The sequence below is a fragment of the Streptomyces virginiae genome (assembly GCF_041432505.1).
Lineage (GTDB): Bacteria > Actinomycetota > Actinomycetes > Streptomycetales > Streptomycetaceae > Streptomyces > Streptomyces virginiae_A.
Genome location: NZ_CP107872.1, coordinates 200,877 through 221,877 on the forward strand (window position 1 = coordinate 200,877; position 21,001 = coordinate 221,877).

Annotated in this window: 22 protein-coding genes and 2 pseudogenes; 19 read left to right on the forward strand and 5 right to left on the reverse strand. The window is 68.5% G+C overall.

What is annotated here, in order from left to right:
• Nucleotides 1-42 precede the first annotated feature (42 nt).
• The 11 genes and pseudogenes from OG624_RS41965 to OG624_RS42015 all read left to right on the forward strand — a co-directional run bounded on the left by OG624_RS41965 (nucleotide 43) and on the right by OG624_RS42015 (nucleotide 6,707).
• Nucleotides 43-927, forward strand: a complete 885-nt coding sequence (locus OG624_RS41965; RefSeq protein ID WP_161295425.1) for an ABC transporter ATP-binding protein — start codon at nucleotides 43-45, stop codon at nucleotides 925-927.
• Nucleotides 924-2,186 (forward strand): ABC transporter permease, encoded by a 1,263-nt coding sequence (locus OG624_RS41970; protein WP_326750640.1) that lies wholly within the window; start codon nucleotides 924-926, stop codon nucleotides 2,184-2,186. The genes OG624_RS41965 and OG624_RS41970 overlap by 4 nt, the downstream gene beginning before the upstream one ends.
• Before the next feature lie 58 nt (nucleotides 2,187-2,244).
• The gene (locus tag OG624_RS41975) at nucleotides 2,245-2,424 is read left to right on the forward strand and encodes a hypothetical protein (protein WP_033220407.1); all 180 of its coding nucleotides are present in this window, start codon (nucleotides 2,245-2,247) and stop codon (nucleotides 2,422-2,424) included.
• 78 nt (nucleotides 2,425-2,502) lie between these two features.
• Entirely contained in the window at nucleotides 2,503-2,745 is a 243-nt protein-coding gene (locus OG624_RS41980) for a hypothetical protein (RefSeq protein WP_331721024.1), read from the forward strand.
• Between the two features lie 62 nt (nucleotides 2,746-2,807).
• Nucleotides 2,808-3,236, forward strand: a pseudogene (locus OG624_RS41985) (response regulator); the annotation flags it as partial.
• A gap of 84 nt (nucleotides 3,237-3,320) precedes the next feature.
• The gene (locus OG624_RS41990; RefSeq protein WP_331721025.1) at nucleotides 3,321-3,593 is read left to right on the forward strand and encodes a hypothetical protein; all 273 of its coding nucleotides are present in this window, start codon (nucleotides 3,321-3,323) and stop codon (nucleotides 3,591-3,593) included.
• A 73-nt stretch (nucleotides 3,594-3,666) separates the two neighbouring features.
• A complete protein-coding gene (locus tag OG624_RS41995; RefSeq protein WP_331721026.1) occupies nucleotides 3,667-4,089 on the forward strand; it encodes a hypothetical protein in 423 nt (140 codons plus the stop codon).
• Between the two features lie 278 nt (nucleotides 4,090-4,367).
• Nucleotides 4,368-4,658, forward strand: coding sequence for a hypothetical protein (locus tag OG624_RS42000; RefSeq protein WP_033220421.1), 291 nt, complete (start codon nucleotides 4,368-4,370; stop codon nucleotides 4,656-4,658).
• A 204-nt stretch (nucleotides 4,659-4,862) separates the two neighbouring features.
• Nucleotides 4,863-5,810, forward strand: coding sequence for a hypothetical protein (locus tag OG624_RS42005; protein ID WP_371640956.1), 948 nt, complete (start codon nucleotides 4,863-4,865; stop codon nucleotides 5,808-5,810).
• Nucleotides 5,807-6,058 carry a hypothetical protein gene (locus OG624_RS42010; protein WP_331721028.1) on the forward strand — a complete coding sequence of 84 codons (252 nt, stop codon included), beginning with the start codon at nucleotides 5,807-5,809 and terminating at the stop codon, nucleotides 6,056-6,058. The genes OG624_RS42005 and OG624_RS42010 overlap by 4 nt, the downstream gene beginning before the upstream one ends.
• 211 nt (nucleotides 6,059-6,269) lie before the next feature.
• Nucleotides 6,270-6,707 carry a hypothetical protein gene (locus OG624_RS42015; RefSeq protein WP_158711832.1) on the forward strand — a complete coding sequence of 146 codons (438 nt, stop codon included), beginning with the start codon at nucleotides 6,270-6,272 and terminating at the stop codon, nucleotides 6,705-6,707.
• A gap of 449 nt (nucleotides 6,708-7,156) precedes the next feature.
• On the opposite strand, the gene OG624_RS42020 is transcribed toward OG624_RS42015, so the two are convergent.
• Genes OG624_RS42020 through OG624_RS42030 form a run of 3 tightly spaced genes read right to left on the reverse strand, consistent with a single transcriptional unit; the run spans nucleotide 7,157 to nucleotide 10,142 of the window.
• Complete coding sequence (locus OG624_RS42020) at nucleotides 7,157-7,531, reverse strand: DUF6009 family protein (RefSeq protein ID WP_331721029.1); 375 nt, start codon at nucleotides 7,529-7,531, stop codon at nucleotides 7,157-7,159.
• A complete protein-coding gene (locus tag OG624_RS42025; protein WP_033220429.1) occupies nucleotides 7,528-9,042 on the reverse strand; it encodes a DNA primase family protein in 1,515 nt (504 codons plus the stop codon). The genes OG624_RS42020 and OG624_RS42025 overlap by 4 nt, the downstream gene beginning before the upstream one ends.
• Nucleotides 9,039-10,142 (reverse strand): bifunctional DNA primase/polymerase, encoded by a 1,104-nt coding sequence (locus OG624_RS42030; protein WP_078909296.1) that lies wholly within the window; start codon nucleotides 10,140-10,142, stop codon nucleotides 9,039-9,041. The genes OG624_RS42025 and OG624_RS42030 overlap by 4 nt, the downstream gene beginning before the upstream one ends.
• Before the next feature lie 1,113 nt (nucleotides 10,143-11,255).
• Here OG624_RS42030 and OG624_RS42035 point away from each other — a divergent pair.
• From OG624_RS42035 to OG624_RS42045, 3 genes are read left to right on the forward strand one after another with little or no spacing between them, the layout of a single operon-like run.
• The gene (locus OG624_RS42035) at nucleotides 11,256-11,693 is read left to right on the forward strand and encodes a hypothetical protein (protein WP_331721030.1); all 438 of its coding nucleotides are present in this window, start codon (nucleotides 11,256-11,258) and stop codon (nucleotides 11,691-11,693) included.
• Between the two features lie 5 nt (nucleotides 11,694-11,698).
• Nucleotides 11,699-12,442: a hypothetical protein gene (locus tag OG624_RS42040; RefSeq protein WP_331721031.1), complete on the forward strand. Its 744-nt coding sequence runs from the start codon at nucleotides 11,699-11,701 to the stop codon at nucleotides 12,440-12,442.
• A 12-nt stretch (nucleotides 12,443-12,454) separates the two neighbouring features.
• Entirely contained in the window at nucleotides 12,455-13,372 is a 918-nt protein-coding gene (locus OG624_RS42045; protein WP_331721032.1) for a transporter substrate-binding domain-containing protein, read from the forward strand.
• 276 nt (nucleotides 13,373-13,648) lie between these two features.
• Here OG624_RS42045 and OG624_RS42050 read toward each other — a convergent pair whose 3' ends face one another.
• The gene (locus tag OG624_RS42050; protein WP_331721033.1) at nucleotides 13,649-13,789 is read right to left on the reverse strand and encodes a hypothetical protein; all 141 of its coding nucleotides are present in this window, start codon (nucleotides 13,787-13,789) and stop codon (nucleotides 13,649-13,651) included.
• A 63-nt stretch (nucleotides 13,790-13,852) separates the two neighbouring features.
• Between OG624_RS42050 and OG624_RS42055 the strand changes: the two genes are divergently transcribed.
• The gene (locus OG624_RS42055) at nucleotides 13,853-14,263 is read left to right on the forward strand and encodes a hypothetical protein (protein ID WP_051763274.1); all 411 of its coding nucleotides are present in this window, start codon (nucleotides 13,853-13,855) and stop codon (nucleotides 14,261-14,263) included.
• A gap of 84 nt (nucleotides 14,264-14,347) precedes the next feature.
• On the opposite strand, the pseudogene OG624_RS42060 reads toward OG624_RS42055, so the two are convergent.
• Nucleotides 14,348-14,805 (reverse strand): annotated as a pseudogene (locus OG624_RS42060) (ATP-binding protein); the annotation flags it as partial.
• Between the two features lie 45 nt (nucleotides 14,806-14,850).
• Here OG624_RS42060 and OG624_RS42065 point away from each other — a divergent pair.
• Genes OG624_RS42065 through OG624_RS42080 form a run of 4 tightly spaced genes read left to right on the forward strand, consistent with a single transcriptional unit; the run spans nucleotide 14,851 to nucleotide 21,000 of the window.
• A complete protein-coding gene (locus OG624_RS42065) occupies nucleotides 14,851-15,414 on the forward strand; it encodes an SseB family protein (RefSeq protein ID WP_331721034.1) in 564 nt (187 codons plus the stop codon).
• The gene (locus tag OG624_RS42070; protein ID WP_331721035.1) at nucleotides 15,411-16,055 is read left to right on the forward strand and encodes a hypothetical protein; all 645 of its coding nucleotides are present in this window, start codon (nucleotides 15,411-15,413) and stop codon (nucleotides 16,053-16,055) included. Before OG624_RS42065 ends, OG624_RS42070 begins: the two co-directional genes overlap by 4 nt.
• Nucleotides 16,055-20,734, forward strand: a complete 4,680-nt coding sequence (locus tag OG624_RS42075) for a putative T7SS-secreted protein (protein ID WP_051763275.1) — start codon at nucleotides 16,055-16,057, stop codon at nucleotides 20,732-20,734. Before OG624_RS42070 ends, OG624_RS42075 begins: the two co-directional genes overlap by 1 nt.
• Nucleotides 20,731-21,000: a hypothetical protein gene (locus OG624_RS42080; RefSeq protein ID WP_033220439.1), complete on the forward strand. Its 270-nt coding sequence runs from the start codon at nucleotides 20,731-20,733 to the stop codon at nucleotides 20,998-21,000. Before OG624_RS42075 ends, OG624_RS42080 begins: the two co-directional genes overlap by 4 nt.
• Nucleotide 21,001: the final 1 nt, after the last annotated feature.

Below are 21,001 nucleotides of genomic sequence, written 5' to 3' on the forward strand. Positions count from 1 at the left end.
CCCACACGAACCACCGATCAACCGACCTGAGGGAAGACGAACATGCTGGAACTGGAAGAACTTGTACGAGACTTCGGCGATCACCGTGCCGTCGACCAGGTGTCCTTCCGGGTTTCCAGAGGCCGGTTGACCGGGTTCGTCGGTGGCAACGGTGCGGGCAAGACCACCACGATGCGCATGATCATGGGCGTACTGGCGTCGAACGGCGGCGAGATCCGCTGGAACGGCTCCCCCGTCACCGCCGCCGACCGCAGGGACTTCGGCTACATGCCCGAGGAGCGGGGCCTCTACCCGAAGCAGACCGTCCTCAGCCAGCTCGTCTACCTCGCCCGGCTGCGCGGCCAGGACGCCACCGCCGCACGCCACCACATCCTCGACCTGCTCGAGCGCCTCGGCCTCGCCGAGAAGAGCCAGTCCCGGCTGGAGTCCCTCTCCCTCGGCAACCAGCAGCGCGTCCAGATCGCGGCGGCCCTGCTCGGCTCCCCCAAGCTGCTCGTCCTCGACGAGCCGTTCTCCGGGCTCGACCCGCACGCCGTCGACACGATGGCCGAACTGCTGCGGGAGTACGCCGCGGCCGGCACCCCGGTGCTGTTCTCCTCCCACCAGCTCGACCTGGTCGAGCGGCTCTGCGACGACCTGGTGATCATGGCTACCGGTCATGTCGTCGGCAAGGGCACCGCGGACGAGCTCCGCCACCGCGACAAGCCCCGCTACCACCTGGTCACGGACGCCCCGGCCCCCTGGGCCCGCGCCGTACCCGGTGTCACCGACGTCGAGACCCTTCCCGACGGAGCCCGCGTCGAGCTGGCCGCCGACGCCGATCCCGGCGCGCTCCTGGCCGAGGCACTGCGCCGAGGACCCGTGCACGCCTTCACCCCCCTCGTCCCCACCATCGCCGACATCTACCGGGAGATGACCTCCGCATGAGCACCGCGACCTCGACCCCCGCACGCCGGACCGAGCCGGCGCCCACCCCGAAGGCCACGCCCCCGGCTCCCGCCTCCCCGTCCCGTGCGGCCACCCCGGCCGCCTGGCGGATCGTCGCCGCCCGCGAGATCTCGGTGAAGATCACCAACCGCGGCTTCCTGCTGTCGACGCTGGTCACCCTCGCCCTGATCATCGGCGCGATCGGACTCCAGCTCTACCTGGCCGATTCGATGGGGAAGATCACCGTCGCCGTGGCCGGCCAGGATGCCGGCCGGATCGCCGACCAGGCCGAGCAGCTCGCGGTCCGGTCCGACCAGGACGTCGAGATCACCGTCCGCAACGAGTCCTCCGCCGACGAGGTTCGCGAGGCCGTGAGGTCCGGCGATGCCGAGGCCGGCCTGCTCCTCGAAGACGGCCGGTGGGTCCTGCTCGGCGACACCGGGCAGAACGACATCGCCGCCACCTGGATCGGCGCCGCCGTCCAGTCACAGGCCCTGGACCGCAACGCGCAGGCCGCGGGCACCAGCCTGGGCGCCCTGAGCCAGGGGGCGGACGTCGAGCACGTCCTGCTCTCGGCGGACAAGACGCCCGAGGGCGCCGTCCGGATGACGACGTACTTCTTCGGCTTCCTCTTCTACCTGGCCGCGGTCCTCCTCGGAGCCGCGCTGGCCACCAGCGTCGTGGAGGAGAAGCAGAACCGCATCGTCGAGCTCATCGCCAGCTCCGTGTCCCTGCGCTCCCTGCTCGTCGGCAAGATCGTCGGCTCCACGCTCCTCGCCCTCGCCCAGATGGCGCTGTTCTGCCTGGTCGGCATCGGTGGCCTGGTGTTCACCGGCGAGACCGAATTCCTCGCGGACATCAGCACGGGCCTGGGCTGGTTCCTCGTCTTCTACGTCGTGGGTATCGCGGTCCTGGCCTGCCTGTTCGCCGCCGCGGGTGCGCTCGCCACCCGGAGCGAGGACATCCAGTCCACCACCACCCCCGTCAACGCGATCACCGCGCTGGTGTTCATCGTCGGCGTCACCGTGTCCGGCGACATCCGGGAGATCCTCTCCTTCATCCCGCTGACCTCGACCGTCACCATGCCGGCCCGCGTCCTGGCGGGCGAGACCTCCTGGTGGGAGCCCGTCGCCGCGCTCGGCCTGTCGGTCGGCGCCGCGGTGCTCATCGTCGGAGTCAGCAGCCGGGTGTACCGCCGGGCCCTCCTCCAGACCGACCGCAAGCTCTCGTTCCGCCAGGCCATGCAGCTGACGGACTGACGTCCCCGCCCCACCCCACCACTCGAGCCACACCCCGCCCTACCCGGAAGGAACTCCGATGACCGTCTCCCGCACCAACACCACCCTCGTTGCGCTCCTGGCCGTGCTCGCCTGTGTCGAAGCGGTACTCATCACCAGCGACGCCGCCGACGGCGTCCGCTACGGCGTCGGCGCGGCCCTGGTCGCCGCCATCGTCGTGGTGATCGCCCGCCTCGCCAAGGGCCGCTCCTCCAACTGACCACCTCCCTCAACCGTGTCCGGGGCCGCCGTCACCAGCGCGGCCGGCCCCGGACCCCCTCGAACCGGAGCAGTGCCCATGAACTCCTCGCACCAGGTGTCGATCAGCAGCCTCTCCGGGGCACCGCCCGAGACGGCGGCGATCCGTTTCATGGCGCTCCTGCCCGCCGGGTGGCATGCGGAGGTCGGCGAACTGCGGGAGAACCTCGCCCGCCTCGTGATAGCGGCACCCCCCGGAACCACCGCGTCCCAGACCACCGAGATCGCCGCCGACATCCTGTCCCGACCCGGTCTCCAGGACTGGCAGCTGGCCGACCACTGACGCGTCGGCCCGGTACCGCGGACGACCGACGGAACTCCCACCGACCCCGAAACGAGTGGATCATGACGGATCGAATCCGCGTTCTGCTCGCAGACGACGAGCACCTCATTCGCGGAGCCCTCGCCGGCCTGCTGGCACTCAACGAAGACCTCACCGTGGTGGCCGAGGCCGCGACGGGCCCGGAAGCCATCTCCATGGCGCGGGCACACCGGCCCGACGTGGCCGTACTCGACCTGCGGATGCCCGGCAACGACGGCATCGAGGTCACACAGACCCTGCACGCCGAACTCGACGACTGCCGCACCGTGATCCTCACCGGATACGGGGAGCCGGGCCAACTCAACCGGGCGCTGAGAGCCGGAGTCCGCGGGTTCCTGCCCAAAACGGTCACCGCGCACGATCTCGCGAACGTCATCCGGGCCGTCCACGCGGGCCGCCGCTACATCGCCTCGGACCTCACGGCCGACGCCATCGCCTACGGGGACCGCCCGCCGGCACCCCACCCCACCTAGCCCGAGGCCCTCCGAGCCCGGGGCCGACGACACGACAGCCACCACGATGCAAAGGAATCCGACATGACCCGCCCCATGCGACGTGCCCTGCGCGGTGCAGTCCTGGCCGCCGCCGCCCTGGCCGTCACCGCCCCCCAGGCCCTCGCCGCGACCACCACCCAGCAGACGCTCGGCGCACCGCCCGCGGGCTACGTCCGCGACCAGTCCTTCCACGGCACGGCCGCGGCCTGTCAGACGGCCGGTAGGGCCGGCATCACGCAGAGCACGTGGACCGCGTACTTCTGCCACCAGGCACTCCCCTTCACCCCCTTCCAGGACCTCTACGTCAAGAAGTAGAGCGAGAACGGGCGGGGCGTCACCACGCCCCGGACGCACCCGACCTGACACCCGAGCGAAAGGAAGACCACCGATGCGTGCCCGAACCCGTACCTGGGCCGTGGCCGCCGCCATGGCCGCTACCCTCGTCACCGCCGCGACCCCCGCCTCCGCGGCCGGCGGCGGAGTCCCCTGGTCGGTCACCCACGGAACGGCCGAGGCCGAGGGCGACCGGCGCATCGCGCGAACCGCCACCGGAGTGCTGCAACTCCAGGTCGACGGAAAGCTCTCCCACACCGGCGAGGGGTGCTCCTCGGTGTGGACCCGGTTCCAGTTCGACATGGCCCCCATGCCGGCCCGCAAGCAGGCCCAGGTGTGCGGCGACGGCACCGTCGAGGTCACCATCCGCGGGACCTACATGCCCACCACCACCGCCCGTCTGACGGTCTGCAAGGGCACGGAGAACACCACCGACTGCGCCCAGTGGGCGAGCATCACCCACTGGCCCGTCGGCTGACCGGAGCACGGTGTCGTCCTGAGCCTCACGCGGACCGACCGTGTCGAGGAGGTATCGCAGCAACGCGGTCAGCCGGATCGCTGGTGGTGCTGTGGCGAGGAGCTGCCCGGGCCCAGGAAGCGGCTGGCGCAGGTACGGGGTCCCGGCGGCAGCGTGTGGTGCAGGAGTACGTCGTGTTGCGTCAGACTCTCCACGACGCCGTCGGCGGTGGCCGGCAGAGGGGCGGGGTGGCAGCTCATAGCCAAGGCCGGCGCCGGCATCCGACAAGAGGGAGAAGCATGCGGGTCTACACCCACGACTACCTGGAACGGGCCGTGATCGTGCCGGAGAAGGTCCTCTCGGCCCGCCTCTCCCTGCAGGACATCGGCCTGTACGTGCAGGTCCGCATCATCCTCGACTTCTTGATCGAAGGCCCCGACATCAGCGAAGTCGTCAAGGAACTCGCACACGGCAGGCTCGGCGAAGAGGTCGGCGAAGCCGCCCTGCGCGCAGGAGTTCAGCGCCTGATCGACGCAGGCATCCTCGTCCTCGAACCCCACGACGAGCCCGCCCCACGCCTCCTCCGGTAGCCTCCCGGCCCGGCAAGGCCGAGGCCGACGGCCCCGGGCGGAATCCGAGGCGGCTCGCGTCGTCATGCCGACCGGGGCGATCCTGGCCGCGCCCAGCTTGATTGCGTGACGCAGGTCACACAGAAATCTGTGGAGGTGTTGTCGGATCGGGCCCGCGTGGGCCCCAAAGGGGAGAAGGCTTTCCCCGCGATGCCAGGAGCACCCATGACCACCGAGGACCAGTCGCCCAGCTACTACATGGTCGAGGACGACGACTCCATCGACACCCACGTCGCGGAGCGGATCGCCGAGTTCAACTGGGATCCGGGTACCGGAGGGGCAGTCATGGCTTTGTTCCCGATTGACTGGACCGGGAGCACGGGCGAACTCGTAACCCTTCGCGAGGACGGGTCTGTCGCCCTCGACATCGACGGTACGTTCGACCTGCCGGAGCCGTTCGATCGCGGCACTCCTCCTACGATGATCACCACCACCACCGGCATGGCGGTGCTCAAGCCCGACCACCCGGCCAACCAGACGATCGAGTCCGGCTTCCAGACGGTCGGCATCCCGGTGCCCGACGTGGTCCGAGCGCTGAACGCCCGCGAGGCCGCCCTCACCGGGGACCGGGCCGCGATCCGCGCCTACACCTCGGAAGCGCTGGGAAGGTGGAGCGGGTGGAACGAGCCGATCTCCACGGCCCTGCTCGGCAACTGGGCGAACCCGCTCTACGACGAAGGCCGGCTTTCCCTCAACGCCCTGGACCTGTTCCTGGCCGAGGCCCGCGTCATCAACCAGCAGTACAAGCCGCTCTGGGACCGCAAGGCCAACCGGGAGTACGTGCGCCTGCTCGACGCCCCGCTCGGCGACGACGGGATGACCCTGCACGACGTGCTTGCCGGACAGCCGGCCGTCGACCTCGCCTTCGAGGGCTTCGAGGACCCGCGCCTGATCGAGATCCTGGGGACCCTGTCCGCGGACGAGCGGGCAGTGGCTATGTGGCACAGCCGCCGCGGGATCACCAACTGGGTCGAGGCCACCCTGGCTGCCGGTGTTCCAGAGCCGAAGGCGAAGGCTGTCGGTACGCGGGTCCGCCGGAAGGTGAAGCGGCTTGCCGCCCTCATCACCAGCCGCGCTCTGGAGGCCGGGGCGGGTACGGAGAACGGTCGATGAGCACTCCCGATCCGGCCCGGTCACGCCCTGTCGTACGCCGGGAGCTGGTGCTGCGAATCGCCCCGCCGAACCTGCCGGCCTGCACCGCAGTGCTCAGCACCGGTGGCGTCGGTGTGCTCCTGGTCCACGGTGCTGTCCCGGCAGGATCGCCGCTCGTGTGGCCGCTCGTGTGGCCGCTCGTGGTTCTCTCGCTCGGCGCGATGGCGTACGACGTCGCGCTCCGAGCCGTGCGCCGCCGCATGGGCTGACGACCGCCCGGAGACATCGGATGTACCTACGCCACCCCTGGTCCACGTCCGATGTAGCGGCCCATGGCCGGAGTGGGGGGCAGGCCCTGCGGGCCGGATGGTGGTCGGCGCGGTGGGACCCGGGCGAAGGCCACGTATTTGAGCATGTTCAAATACGTGTTGAGTCCGTGGCCACGGGCGTGTCTGCGGGGGTGGAGTTGCTGTGGGATGCATGGGATGGCGGCGTGCCGGGCTGATGGCGGCTGTCGGCGCGGTGACGGTTGCCTGCAATGCTGCGGCGTACCACGCCGTGGCGCTTTCGGCCGACCAGCTGGCAGGCCAGTGGCGCAGCCGGGAGGGGACGGTCCTGACCTTCCACGCGAACGGAAGTTTCACCGGTGACGGGGTTGCCCGGTTGTCGGCGGCGGAGCGCTGCGGCGACCTGTCGGACCTGTCCTCCGGCAGCTGGCGGTTCGGTTCGGTGGTGGACGAGCCGGTGGATCGCGGTGCCTACCTGCAGCTCACGTTCTCCGGAATCGACTGCAGGGTTCCCGTCTTCCTCTTCGGCGAGGTGGATGATCCCGTGATGTGTCCGACCGTCGGCGATCCCGACGCCGGCTGCGAGTACGACGAATATCTCAGCCGCGTCGCACACGCCGCCTCGCCCTGACGCCAACGGCTCCGCGCCGGACCGCTGCGGAGCAACGGCATGAGCGGGAAAACGCGGACCCGTGTGGGCGCACGACCGCCGTCCTCGCCCCGGTACAGGGAGGGGGCCCGGCCGTGCGTGCGGTGGACCGCCGGACGCCACTCCTGAAGACGGCGGTCTCCCTGGGTGCTCCACGGCCGGACCGTCGTACCGCTCTTGGCAGTCGGGGCGGTCGGGGCGGTCGAGGCAGTCGGCGTCCATCGCAGCCATCGCCTGCGAGTGCTCCGCAGGTAAGGGCCGTTCCGGCTCGGTTCGGGACTGTCGCCCCCCGGATTCGAACCTCCGCCCATCTTCCCGTTTCAGTCGCTTCCAGGAAATCGCAGGTCAGAGGCCTTCCAGTGGAAGGACAGCGACTGAAGCGACCGAAGGGCGGACTTATGTTCTCGTCTTCAGAGTCTCAGAGGGAGTCGCTATACGTCGGCAACTTGCACCGGCCTCTCCGACCGTTGGGTCTTCCTGCCCTTGCTCCCGGCAGTCAGTGTGGTCGGGTCGACCGCTTCGGCCGGGGCGCCGGAGGCGTAAAGGCCGTCCGGGACGGTGTCGCGGTCGTGGGGCAGGAGCCAGAAGACACGGCGGCGGAAGGTCCCGCTGGAGCGGGAGGCCTTCGCCCCAGGCCCCAGCTGGGCATAGCCGACGAGGCGGCCGTCGCGGTGGTAGGCGGGTTTGCCTCGGCGGGTGGGGAGCCGGTCGAGCGACTGGCGGACGTAGTCGAGTTCGGTGACGTCTTCGAGCCAGACCAGGTCGACCTCGTGGTGGATCTCGTCGTCGGAGATGAGCGAGCTCATGCGTTCTCCTCCTCAGCGAGCAGTCCGATGCCGGGGTAGTACTTCTTGGAGTTGGACAAGATCATTTCTTTGGGTGAGGCGAGGCCTACGAGCTCTCGGGCCCGGGCCGCGAAGGCTCGGGAGGAGATGGTGGGCGCGCCCTCATTCTGGCACCAGGTGCGGTAGACGCTGTAGAGGCGGGCTTGTTCGGCCCGGTGGTCGGCGTGGAAGGTGCAGCTTTCGTCGAAGAAGCGACCGGTGTGGTCTTCGGTCTCGGCGTACGCGGTGGTCGCGATCCGGACCGGGGCGGGACCGGTGAGGTCTTTCTCGCCTGCAAGGTAGCGGCGTGCGCCGTCGATGAGCCAGGCGAGGATGCCGGGGCCCTCCTCGGTGACGAGGATGTCGGCGAGGTTGTCGATCTTCCGATCGTCGGAGACGACCTTCTCGAAGGGGACGAGCCTCATGCGACGCCAGAAGGCGAAGCCTCCGGTGCCGACCTCGGGGCGGTGGTTGCCGATGAGCCAGAGCTTGTGGGTGGGGGCGAAGGAGAAGAAGTCCTGCCTCATGCGGCGGGCCTTGATCCGGTCGCCGCCGGTGAGGAGCTTGACGCGGGCTTCGTCGAACTTGTCGCCCGGCTTGACCTCCGAGCAGACGATGACGCGCCGGCCGTGTAGCTCGGCGAGTTCGGTGGGGTGGCCGTCGAAGGTGCGGGCCATCAGGAAGCCGGGCGGGGCGGCGTCGGCGTAGTCACCCAGGAGTTTCATGAGGACGTCGAGGAGAACGGACTTGCCGTTCTTGCCGGCTCCGAAGAGGAAGGGCATGACCTGGGCGCCGACGTCTCCGGTGATGGAGTAGCCGAGCATCAGGTGCAGGAAGTCGATCATCTCCCGGCCTTCGGCGTCAGCGCCGAAGGTGTCGGTGAGGAAGCGTTCCCAGCGGGGGGTCGGTTGCTGCTTGGGGCCGGTGGAGGTCGAGCGGGAGTGGAAGTCCTTGTCGGGCTGGGGCGCGCGGATGAGACCGGTGTACAGGTCGACGATGCCCGCGGGCGTGCACAGGGCGTACGGGTCGGCGTCGAGGAGCTCGGCCCGAAGGACCATGCCGGGGGCCGACTTGGCCTGGGTGAGCATGGCGTTCATACCGGAGGTGCTCAGCGCCCGGCGGCGGTGCTTCTGCAGCGACTGGTTGCTGTGGATGCCGCGGGGGTCGGTCGTTGCGATGGCCTCGGCAAGGTCCCCGGCGGCCCAAACGACCGTGTCGTCCTCGTCGACCTGCCAGCGGGTGGTGTCCCAGCGGTACCAGCCGAGGCCGGGGACGTGACGGTAGTCCCCGGCGTACAGACGGACGAAAAGCTTGGCGTTGCCACGGTCGCTGAGGGTGTCGGGCAGGAGCCCGGCGGCAGTCGCGTGATCTACGTGTGCTCGTTCACCGCCCTGTGTCGGCAGAGTCGGCGGGGCCTGGGCAAGAATCTGCGCGGCGACGGCCTCAGGGTCGAAGTCGAAGAGGAAACCGTCGGTTTCGGGTGCGGGGCTCACCGGCGGCCTCCAAGGTGCAGGGGGCGCTTGGCGCCGGCGGCCATGCCGCTGCGAATGATCTGGGCCGAGCGCTGCTCTTGGCCGGGACGGGCCGCGGCGGCAGCTTCCCTCAGGGCTTCCTGGGCGACGGCGTCGGTGAGATGGCCTGCCGCGACAAGCCCTCCCAAGCTGTACGCGGCCCTGTTGAGCTTCTCGGTGAAGCCGGCCCCTTCCGCGAACTCGGCGCACGCCGTGACGTCGGCGAGGAGGGCGCTCAGGAGGCGTGCAGTTCTGTCCTGGCCTCCGCCGGCTGCGAGGACGGCCTGGCGGGCACGCGGTGGAACAGGGCGTGGCGCGGGAATGTGTGGAGCCGGCAGGTGACCGGTCCGCTGGAGTTCCTGCGCCAGCCACGCGGGCAGTGGGGCCGGTTGCCGGACCTTCCCCAGCGGCTTGTACGTCCCCACGGACGTGCTCGTGCCCGGTGCGACGATGTAGCCGCCGTGCGCACGGACATCGACCTGCCAGGCGAGAGCCCTCTTCCCGGATCCGGTGGAGCACTGCCACTGACGACCGTCGGTGGCCCGGTACCAGACGTGCATGCCGCCCGAGGGCGTCCGTACACGCAGGGTCGAGTCGTCTTCGGCGGGAGAGGTCTCACCGCGGAGAGCCGCCAGCACGGCCAAGGAGTGAAAGCCCGTCCGTAGGCCGCTCAGATCGACAGCGTCCCCTACCGGGATCCCAGGGAGGAGCCGGTCACGGGAGGGCAGTTCACTCGTGTGTGCATCGATGTCGATGACGACCAGGTCCGCGGGCCCGCAAGCAACTCCGACGCCCAAGGCCGGGGTGCCGGTCCACCAGTCCTCGATGCGCGAGTAGTCCAAGGTCGCGGCATGGAAACCGTGACACCAGCGGCCGGCCTGCAGACAGGGACAGTCGGCGTGAGTGTGGCCGGGTTCGGCGCAATCTCGGCAGTTGGCCGTGGGCGTCTTGCGACCGGGCGCAAGCGGGTGAACGGGCCAGCCGTTGCTGGCACACCACCGCGCCAGCCTCAGACCGGCGACCGAGCGCTCAGAGGTCGACTGCCCTGAGTCGCTGCGAGAAAACCGCAGCTCAGAAGGCATGTACTTCCCCTCACAGCGACTGAAGCGACTCAACGACGAACACAGACTAGCGAAGTCCGCCAGGAACCGTGTGCAGCGTGTCGGAGCCATTCGGCCCGGCGTGTCGCTTCCCGACCCACAGGGAGCCGGCAAGCGACTGACGGGACGACCGGAGCGACCGAACCGCTTCAGTCGCTATGAGTCGCTCTCAAAGAACCTGCAGGTCAAGAGCCTGGAAACCTCCACACAGCGACTGAAGCGACTGAAGCCGCCTATATATGACGCACACGCGCACACATGAATGTCCTCATATACCGAAAGTTGAGTCGCTTCAGTCGCTGAAGGGGCTCCCGGCTACCGCCTGACCTGCGGTTTTACCGAGCGACTCAAGCAAGCGACTCAAGCGAGCGACTCAACTCCGCGAGATCACTCCTCAGCCTTCGGGGCCCCAGGATCTCGCTCGTACCCCGGGCACCCAGGCCAGCCCCAGCAGAGGCGCAGCGCGGCCAGTGCTTTTAGAAACGGTTGAAGCAGTCGAATGAGTCCGACTCCGAAGTTGAGTCGCTTCAGTCGCTGAAGTGCGGTTTGGTCGCTTCTGACCTGCTGTTCTCTCCGCACCTTCACGAAGAAGATGTTGACCGCCTGGGCCTGGCTCCCCCTGCCGGCGCAGCGACTGGCACGGGACCACCGAGCTCCTCATCACGACCGCCTTGCGCTGCAAGGCCGCCCGGTACCGGCGTGAGGCCGACACGATCCGTACGGCCCGCAAGGCGCTTTCCTGCCGGCACCTCCTGCAGCGGCAGGCCCCGCAGACTCCGAGGGCTGGCTGGCCGACATGCTCGCCCCCCTCGGCCAGGACGACTGCCGCTGCAACGTCCCCGCCCGGACCGGAGTGGGTACCCGCTTCCGTTCTACAGTGCGGAGCCGTTGCCGGTGTATGTGGGAGTCTCCAGCCCTCGTACAGGACTGGAGCGATGGCCCCGGGTCGTCCCCGCGAGCACAGCGGGATCGCACAGCCGGATTGGCGACAACACCTGACTTCCGCCACTTGCTTCCGGATAATGGGCAATCGACGTAGTCCGTGTCACGAGACGACGTTCATGGCCCCAGAGCCGAGGATCGGGGGGATCTTCCATGTCCGAATTACTCTCAGCTGCCACCGTCATCGCCTCGTTGATAAGCTCAGCGGCAGCGGGTTTCGCGGCCGAAGTAGTCATCACCGCCCAGCGCCGGACAGCCGACCGTGTCGTGGACCGGGGCCGTCTCGTTCTTGACCGAATACTGAGGCGGCATCCCGGCGATCCGGACACCACCGCGCAAGAGGACGCCGCGGTCACAGCCATCGAAGGTCTTTCCGCGGACGACCGGCTGATCCTGGAAAACGCGATCGGCGCCTGGATCGGCGAGCGCGGCAACCTGAGTGCGGCCGCCCTCGAGCACCGGATCAGGCTCGCCGGGGACGACTCCTCATCCGACACGTTCCATGTGTCCACGTCCGGCGACAACTCGCCGGCGATCGGCCAGATCAAGGACGGGAACGTGTACTTCGGCACTCCTCCGCAAAGAGACTGAAGCCGTTGACGGAGCACGGGACCGGCGACAACTTCCATGTGCGGACGGACGGCAGGGGTGCGCCGGCGATCGGCAAGGTCAGCCGGCTTTTCCTCAGCGTCTTCGCCGGTGACGTCAGCGATCTCACCGGCAGGGCCAAGTCCTGGAGCGGCTGGAACTGGCCGCCCTTCGTCCTCGTGGTGGGGCTGGGTTCCATTGCACTGATCACCGCACCGGTCGGCCCGGCACGTCAGTTCCAGTGGGTGTGGGCCGCCTTGGCGATCTCCGTCGCCATGTCGTTCGTCCGTGTGGTGGGAGTGCCCGGCGGTCGCCGGTCCGCCCTCTGGCGGCCCTTGCTGACGGCATCGTCGCTGCTCCTGGCGGTCGTGGGCCTGACCGCCATGCGCTATCTGGTGGATCACGGTGAGATCGCCGTAACCGCCCGGATCTCGCCCTCGACGGCGACGAACGGCTCCACGCTCCAGGTCGTCGTGGACAGCGCCCCCCAACGCGCGTACCTCCGCCTGAGGCTGGGCATCGACGACGCGGACGACGCCGGTGATCGCCAGGCGTGTACGCCCGGCGCCACCTACACCGCGCAACGGGTGGGGGGCGGTGACGCCGGGCCGGCCACCGGAAAGAGGTCCGGTGAAGCCGTCGAGTTCCGCCTCGGAGGCTCACGTGATGAGATCCGCGTCCGGGTCACCCTGACCGTCGAAGAGGGATGCGAAATGAAGATCGCCGTCACCGATGCCGCACTGCACGACTGAGGAGTGCCGAAGATGCCACACCCCCCGCGATCGCGGCGCCCCCAGCACCTGTTACGGAGGCCCGCAGCCGTCGCGCTGCTGACCGTCGTCGTCCTGAGTGCGGCGCCCGCCTGCACCGAAACCGGATCCGGCTCCGCCACGCGATTCCTGGGTACCGACAGGGTCGCCGTCGCGATGCACAAGGACCTTCCCGGAATTTCCTACAAGGTCGGCTACCCGCGATCCGGCTTCGAATCCCTGCTGTACGAGCACCTCAAGGATGAATTCGAGGGCGAAGGCACCGTTTTCGGTGAACCGACCGACGTGTCGTCCCAGGACCGGATCCCCCAACTGACGGGGAAGCCGGCAGTGGTGGACCTGACGATCGCCTCGTTCTCCATCACCGGTGACCGCATGGACGCGATCGATTTCGTCGGTCCCTACCTCACCACCCGCCAGGGCTTCCTCGTCGCGGCCGACGGGCCGACCATCGCCTCGCAGAGCGACCTCACCGCGGTCGAGAAGGGCGGCGTCTGCGCGTGGGGCGGCACCACATCGAAGGAGGCGCTCGAAGCCTACGGAGTGACTCCGAACCTCATGCCCGATGCCGCCTCGTGCGAGACCGCCCTCGCGGACGGCAAGGTCACCGCGATCTCCACCGATCAGGCCATCCTCTACGGCTTCGCCCACAAGCACCCCGGCTGGCGCGTGGAGGCTTACAAGATCGGAGGACCCCAGATGTGGGGGATCGGCATGCGCAAGGGCCACCGCCAGGACTGCCACAAGCTGGTGTCGTGGCTGAAGGACTACATCGAGGACAACGCCTGGATCGACGACATCAGATCGTCCCTGCCCGCGCTCGAAGAAGAGGAGCCCGACTGGCCCGCGACCTACAAACCGACCGCTGCCACCATCGACGCGTACTCCTGCCGCGACAAACCCGCTTTCTGACGCACTCCCCGCCCGACGTCACCCGGTACCACCGGCTCCGAGACACTTGAGTCGGTGTCGAGTCCGTTTTCCTCGGTTCGTGGTCGCTCGACATTGGCTGCCGATTCTCTGAGGATGCAGGCTCTCCGACCCCGTGAGCCCCTTGCCGCCGGAACGCGGGCGCCGTGACCTGACCCCCGAAGCGTGCTTCGACCCCGCCCTTCGGAAGCCCTGAGATCGGCCAGGCCGCGTCGGCTTTCGCCACGACGCGGCCTGAGGTTCCACCTCGTCGGCACTTCACCGCTGGTGCTGCAGAGCATCGGCACCGGCGGCGATGACTTCGGCGAGCCGGTCGGCGAAGGCCGCATTGCGTCCTCCGAGCCGGACGAAGCCGTGGCCGGCCAGCGGCCCGTCGTCGCTCAGCTCGTGGATGCTCACGAGAAAAGACGGCGGTGACGTGCCGCTGAGGCAGACGGATGATGCTGCGATGATCTGTTCGTCATGACAGATGTCGAGTGGGCTCGGATTCGGAGGGACCTGCGCTTCGGGCAGGTCTTCGAGGGCACCGTGGTGAAGGTTCCCCGGCCCGGTGCGATCGGGATCTTCGTGGACATCGGCCTGAGCGTCGGAGGTTTTGTCGACGTTCTGCTGCTGCCGAGCGAGGGTGAAGACTGGCCAGCGGAGGGCACGGTTGCCGATTTCGAGATCTGGTGGGCAGACAGCCGCCAGCAGATCCGGCTGAAGCCGTCCGACTCTCGGTATCTGCGGAGCGACTTCACAGACTTCGTCGAACGCTTCCGTCCCAGTTGGCCTGCCGACGTCGGCCAGCCCGTCCGTGACCCGGGGCCTGTCACTCCCGACGAGTTGCGGGCCCTGCTTCGCTCCGATGGGTCGTCGGCCGGCTCCCCCTGAGACCGGAGAAGTGGCCGACACTCCCAGCGGAACCTAGCTGGCCGCGGCTTCGGCGCGGGCGCGGGGGCCGGCGAGGCGGTAGGAGTCGGTGCCGGCCTCGACGAGCTCGTTGACCAGCTTCGTCGCGAGCACATACATGACCCGGTAGCCGGCCATCGCCGCCTCGTTTCCCAGCGCGATCAGCATGTGCGACTTGCCGGCTCCGGAGTCGCCGATCAGGCAGAGAGACCGGCTCTTCTTGATCCATTCGCAGCTGGTGAGGGTGTGGGTGGTGGCGGCGTCGATGTTCGGGTTCGCGTCGAAGTCGAAAGTCCGCAGGGAGTTGTCCCAGGGAAGCCGGCTGCCTTGATCCGCAGTTCCGAACGGCGCCGGGACCGATCGTCGCACTCGGCCCTCAGCAGCTCGGCGAGGAACCCGCGGTAGGTCATCACCATGGGCTCCGGGCGGGCCGACTGCGGCGCTGAGTCGTACCAGGGGCCGTAGATCCGGGTGAGGCGTGCGCTGCACCCGTACGGGATGCAGCGCTCCCTGGCTGAAAACATTCGGTGGGGGCGGAGCGGGAAGATCCACATGACAGGATTCGGATAATGAATGACAACGGGGAACAGATACCGTCGCCTGTGCGACGTTCGAGGCTGGCGGATCTGGCAGAAGCAGTCGATGTGAAGGGTCCGGAGGGGATACTTTCAGCCACATCTCCGACGCCGCACGCCGAACCGGCGCCGCCACAGGCCCCCGCACCTGCCGCCGAACCCGCCCCTCGGCCCGTCTCCGTGGGCGCGGAGAGGGAAGCCGCCGTGCGGCGGGAGTTCGCCGTGCTGCTGGGGGAGTTCCGGCGTACGGCCGTGCTGGTGCCGTTCGACGAGCACGACAGCATGTGGACCGCGGACTTGAACGGAGTGCGGTGGATCTGCGCGTTCTCGAACGAGGAGGCGCTGGCGGCGTTCGCGCGTGCGCGTGGGGACGCGGGGCGGGAGTGGGCGTACCGGACGGTGCTCGGTGCGCGTCTGTTGGACGTGATGGTGCCGATGCTGCCGGGCCCCGGTGGGGTGGCGTTGGATGCGGGCAGTGAGGGCGGGATGTTGTTCCCGCCCGTCAGGGGCGTCGTGCCGGATTCGGTCGCGGTGGATGTGGAAGGGGCGGGACAGTGAGCGGCGGGCAGCCCGGGCTGGAGGCGCCGGCGCAGGCGCTGGCGGAGATCGCGGCCGGGATCAGCCTGGCGCATGCCGAGTTGAAGGATCTCGGCATGATCGGGCAGGCGACGACGGGCCGGGGTTTCTCCGATCTGGCTCTGTCGGGGATGGAGTTGGGCGACGCGGGGCTGACGTCGGAGTTCAAGACGTTCTGCGACCGCTGGGAGTGGGGCGTGCGGGCGCTGACCATCCGCGGGAACGGTTTCGCGAAGGGCGTGGGCCTGTCGGCGGGCGCGTATGCGGAGCAGGAGCAGTACGTGAAGGACTCGTTCAAGATCGCGGTGAACTCGCTGAACGGCAACCCGCATCTGTCGGAGGACGAGGTCAAGCAGATGAGCTGGGACAAGATCAGCACCCAGACCATGTTCGACAATCCGGACTACAGTGCTGAATCGTTTACCCAGGCGCACCAGGAGGTGAAGCAGACCTGGAAGGACACCGGCTACGACGTCATGGACTCGCAGCTGGACTCCATGCAGCGCAACGGGCTGCTCGACCCGTCGCTGCGGGGCCGGATGGACCAGGAGATGCGCGACACCTTCGACCCCTCCCAGGGCGCGGTGGAGCAGGCCGAGCAGCCGCGGTGGGGTGAGGGCTGATGGTGAGCTGGGAGGACCTCGGCAAGGGCCTGGACAAGGGCATCGACCTGGTCGACAAGGGCATCGACAAGGGCAAGGAGCTCGTCGGGCAGGGCATCGACAAGGGTACCGACGCGGTCGGGTGGGGCCTGGAGAAGGTCGGAGCCGAGGACTGGGCGGACTCCGTCGAGGACTGGGGCGACGACACGGCCTCCTCGCTGGGGGCGGAGGTCGGTGAGCAGCAGCTGGGCCAGACCGAGGAGCCGAACGAGCTGATCCACGGCAAACCGGCCAAGATCTCCGAGTCGGTGAAGAACCTGCGGGACTTCCAGAAGGCGTTCGACCTGGTGGGCGCCGGGATGAAGAAGTTGGACTCGGCGAGCTGGAAGGGCGAGGCGGCCAACGCGTTCCGGGAGAACTTCCAGACCCTGCCCACCGACTGGCTGCATGCCGCCGACGCCTTCGAGAACGCCGCGAAGGCGCTGGAGACGTACGGGACTGCGGTCACCACCGCGCAGGGCAAGGCGCGCGAGGCGATCGACCTCTACAAGGAGGCGCAGGCGGATTACAAGACCGCCGCCGACGCCTACAACAAGAAGGTCGACGCCTACAACGGCGCCCGCAACAGCGACAACCCCCTGCCCAAGCCGGCCGAGTTCACCGATCCCAGCCAGGGCAAGCGCCAGCGGGCCCAGGAGATTCTCAAGGCTGCCCGCCAGGCCCGCAAGGAGGCCGCCGACACCGCCAAGGCGGCGGTCACCGCGGCGATGGCGCACGCGCCGAAGGAGCCCACGGGCCGGGAGAAGGCCACGCTCGAACTGGCCGACTACGCCTTCGGCCAAGGCGTGGAGATGATGCACTTCGGCGGCGGCATCGTGAAGGGCGCTGCGGGCCTGGTCAACTTCGTGCGCTCGGTCAACATCCTGGACCCGTACAACATCACCCACCCGGCCGAGTACTACAAGAACATGAACATGACCCTGGCCGGGCTCGTGTCCACTGCCGCCAACCCCGACCGCGCCCTGAAGAACGCCTGGGACGCTGCGAAGGGCGACCCCGCCGAATTCCTCGGCCGCCTCGTCCCTGAACTCATCGGCACCAAAGGCGCGGGCTCGGTCAAGACCCTCGCGACCGCAGCCAAACACCTGGACGACTTCAAGGGGCCGGCCCGTACCAGGAACACCGTGGACGGCCCGCACATGAGCGAAACGCCAGATCTCGCCAAGCGGTACGAGAACACCGACCCGATCGATCTGGCCACGGGGCGGATGTTCCTGCCCCAGACCGACATCGTGCTCCCGGGCACTCTGCCGCTGGCCTTCGTCCGCCGCGCCGAATCCGGGTACACCGGCGGCCGGTGGTTCGGCCCCACGTGGACGTCGACGGTCGATCAGCACGTGGAGGTCGACGCGGAGGGCGTCGTGCTCGTCACCGAGGACGGCCTCACGGTGGCATACCCGCACCCTGCCCCGGGTGTCCCCGTGCTACCGCTCTCAGCCTCAGCCCCCCGCCACCCCTTGGAGCGCACCCCGGACGGGGACTGGACGCTCACCGACCCGGACACCGGCCACGTCCGACGTTTCGTTCTCCCGGCCGCACGCCTGGACGACAACGGCATCGCCCCGATCGCCCAGCTGGAAGATCGCAACGGCAACCTCGTCACCTTCGAGTACGACGAGGAGGGCATCCCGCTGGGCATGAGTCATTCCGCCGGCTACCGCCTTCGCTTCGACACGGCCGACGGTCGGGTCACCGCGCTCCACCTCGACGCCGGCCCGCGCATCCTGGCCTATGACTACACCGACGGCAACCTCACCGGGGTCGTCAACTCGTCCGGCCTGCCCCTGCGCTTCACGTACGACGAGCGTGCGCGCATCACCTCGTGGACGGACACCAACAACCGGTCCTACACGTACGAGTACGACGAGCTGAACCGCTGCATCGCAGAGGGGGGCAGCGAGGGGCACATGGCGCTGCGCCTGTCCTATGACGGCATCGACCCCGGCTCCGGCCACCGCGTGACCGAAGCCGTCACCGGAGAGGGCAGCGTTCGCCGCTATCTGGTGGACGACAGGTACCGGATCGTGGCCGACGTCGATCCCCTCGGTCACACCACGCGCTACGTGCGCGACACGCACAGCCGTCTGCTGGCACAAGCCGATCCGCTCGGTCGCACCACCACGTACAACTATGACGAGCACGGCCGTCCGATCAGCGTGATACGCCCCGACGGGCGCGGTACCACGGTCCGATACAACGAGCTCGGCCTGCCGGTACACGTCAAGCGGGCCGACGGTCAGGTGGTCAGGCACGACTACGACGAGTGCGGGAACCGCGTATCCACCACTGACTCGCTCGGCAGAATCACCGCCGTCACCCACGACGACGTTGGCGGTCTGGCTTCGGTCATCGATCCGTCGGGGCAGACGACCTTCATCCGCTGCGATCGGGCCGGTCTGCCCGTCGAGGTGACGGATCCGCTCGGAGCCACCACTCGCTTCGAACGGGACGCCTTCGGCCGCCCCGTGGCCATCACCGACCAGGCGGGGGCGACCACCCGTCTGCAATGGACGGTGGAAGGCCGACTCGCCCGCCGTACCCATGCGGACGGCGCAGTCGAGAGCTGGGACTGGGACGGTGAGGGCAACTGCACGAGCCACACCGACCGGCTGGGCGGCGTCACCCGCTTCGAGTACGGCGAGTTCGATGTTCTCACGGCCCGTACGGGCCCCGACGGCGTCCGGTACGCCTTCCGGCATGACGCCGACCTGCGACTGACGGAGGTCGCCAACCCGCAGGGCCTGACCTGGGGCTACACGTACGATCCCGCGGGCCGCATCATTTCGGAGACCGACTTCGACGACCGCACCATCACCTACACCTACCAGCCCACCGGGACCATCGCCTCCCGTACGAACGCACTGGGCCAGACCACCTCGTTCGACCGGAACGAGCTCGACCAGATCGTCCGCAAGGACGCCGACGGCAACGTGACCACCTACGCGTACGATCTGACGGATCAACTCGCGCAGGCGCAAGGCCCTGACGGGACGACGGTCACCCTGCTGCGCGACCGCGAGGGCAGGCTCCTGTCGGAAACCGTCGACGGACGTACCCTGGCCTACGCCTACGACGACCTGGGACGGCGCACGAGCCGCACCACCCCCACCGGTGCCACGACGACGGGGACCTTCGACCCCGCCGGACGGCGCACGCAGGTGATGGTTTCCGGCCGCAGTCTCGACTTCACGTACGACTCCATGGGCCGCGAGGTAGGGCGCCGGATCGGTGACTTCCTCGTCCTGAGCCACGTCTACGATCCCGCCGGGCGGCTCACGGCCCAGACCGTCACGGGCGAGACCGGTGCGCGCGTGCGGCACCGGGACTACGGCTACCGGGGCGACGGCCACCTGACGTCGGTCCATGACGCCGACAGCGGGCTGCGTGAGTACGAACTCGACCCGGCGGGGCGCGTGACCGCGGTTCGCGCGGACAGCTGGAGCGAGACGTACGCCTACGACCAGGCCGGCAACCAGAGCTTCGCCTCCTGGCCGGCGGATCATCCCGGGCAAGAGGCGAACGGCGCGCGCACGTACGAAGGAAACCGGATCGTTCGCGCCGGCGGGGTCCGCTACGAGCACGATCGGCTCGGCCGCGTCATCGTACGGCGCAAGACCCGTCTTTCCCGTAAGCCGGACGTGTGGCGCTACGAGTGGGACGCCGAGGACCGCCTGGTCTCCACCACCACCCCGGACGGGGTCGTGTGGCGATACCTCTACGATCCGCTCGGCCGGCGTACGGCGAAGCTCCGCCTCGCCGATAGCGGGAGCGTTGCCGAGCGCATCGACTTCACCTGGGACGGGAACACGCTGTGCGAGCAGGTCAGCAGCTCCAGCGGCCATCCCCACCTGGTCGCCGTCACCTGGGACCACCAGGGGATCCGTCCCATGGCCCAGACGGAACGCATCCTCGACGCATCGCGGGACGAAGTGGACTCCCGGTTCTTCGCGATCGTCACCGACCTGGTGGGCACCCCGACGGAGCTGGTCGACGAGTCGGGGAATGTGGCGTGGCACATGCGTTCCACGCTCTGGGGCCTTACCACATGGGCGACGAACAGCACGGCCTACACGGCTCTTCGCTTCCCGGGCCAGTACGCTGACCCGGAAACGGGCCTCCACTACAACTACTTCCGGCACTACGACCCCGAGACCGCCCGGTACCTCACCTCGGACCCCCTCGGCCTTGCGCCGGCTCCGAATCCCTTCGCCTATGTTCCCAACCCGCAGGCCTGGACGGACCATCTGGGCCTGGCCCCGGACTACATTCCGATCTACCGCGTGCCCAAGGGTGCGCATGCCCAGTACGAGCTCGACAACGGTCCCAACCCCGCCAACCACCAGGCGGGCGTGGACATCGGCGCCGGCGTCATCTCGGACGGCAAGATCTACTTCGGCGAGAAGGCCGTGGCCCGCGAGTACGCCGGACCTACGGGGGTGAACTTCGCCAAGGGGATGGTGGAGTATCAAATGCATCCGAAGTTCCTCGAGGAGTTCGTAGATTACGTAAAGATCCATGACAAAAAAGGTCCGAACGGATCCGTGAGACTGGAGTTCGAAATACCTGTGGAGAAGCTCGACCGATTCAACGAACTGACTCAGCGACGCACGTGGATCAATATTTTCGGAGGTCCGAGTTGAGATTTCACGACAACGAAGAACTCGACGTGACGGTCGTCGGGGTCGCTCCTGTCGGAGCACGGGTCGAAGTGGACGGACACGAAGGTGTCTACGGGTTCATCGACCAGGTGAAACACCCGTCGTGGTGGGACGCGACCATCGCCCCGCCTCTCGCCGGGGACAAGTTGCACGTCTGCGTCCTGGACCCCACGCGGGAGCCCTACCCCCGCTTCAGCGCGCTGCCCTCGGACATCGACATCGCTCGACGCCTGCGCGGAGAGGGATAGC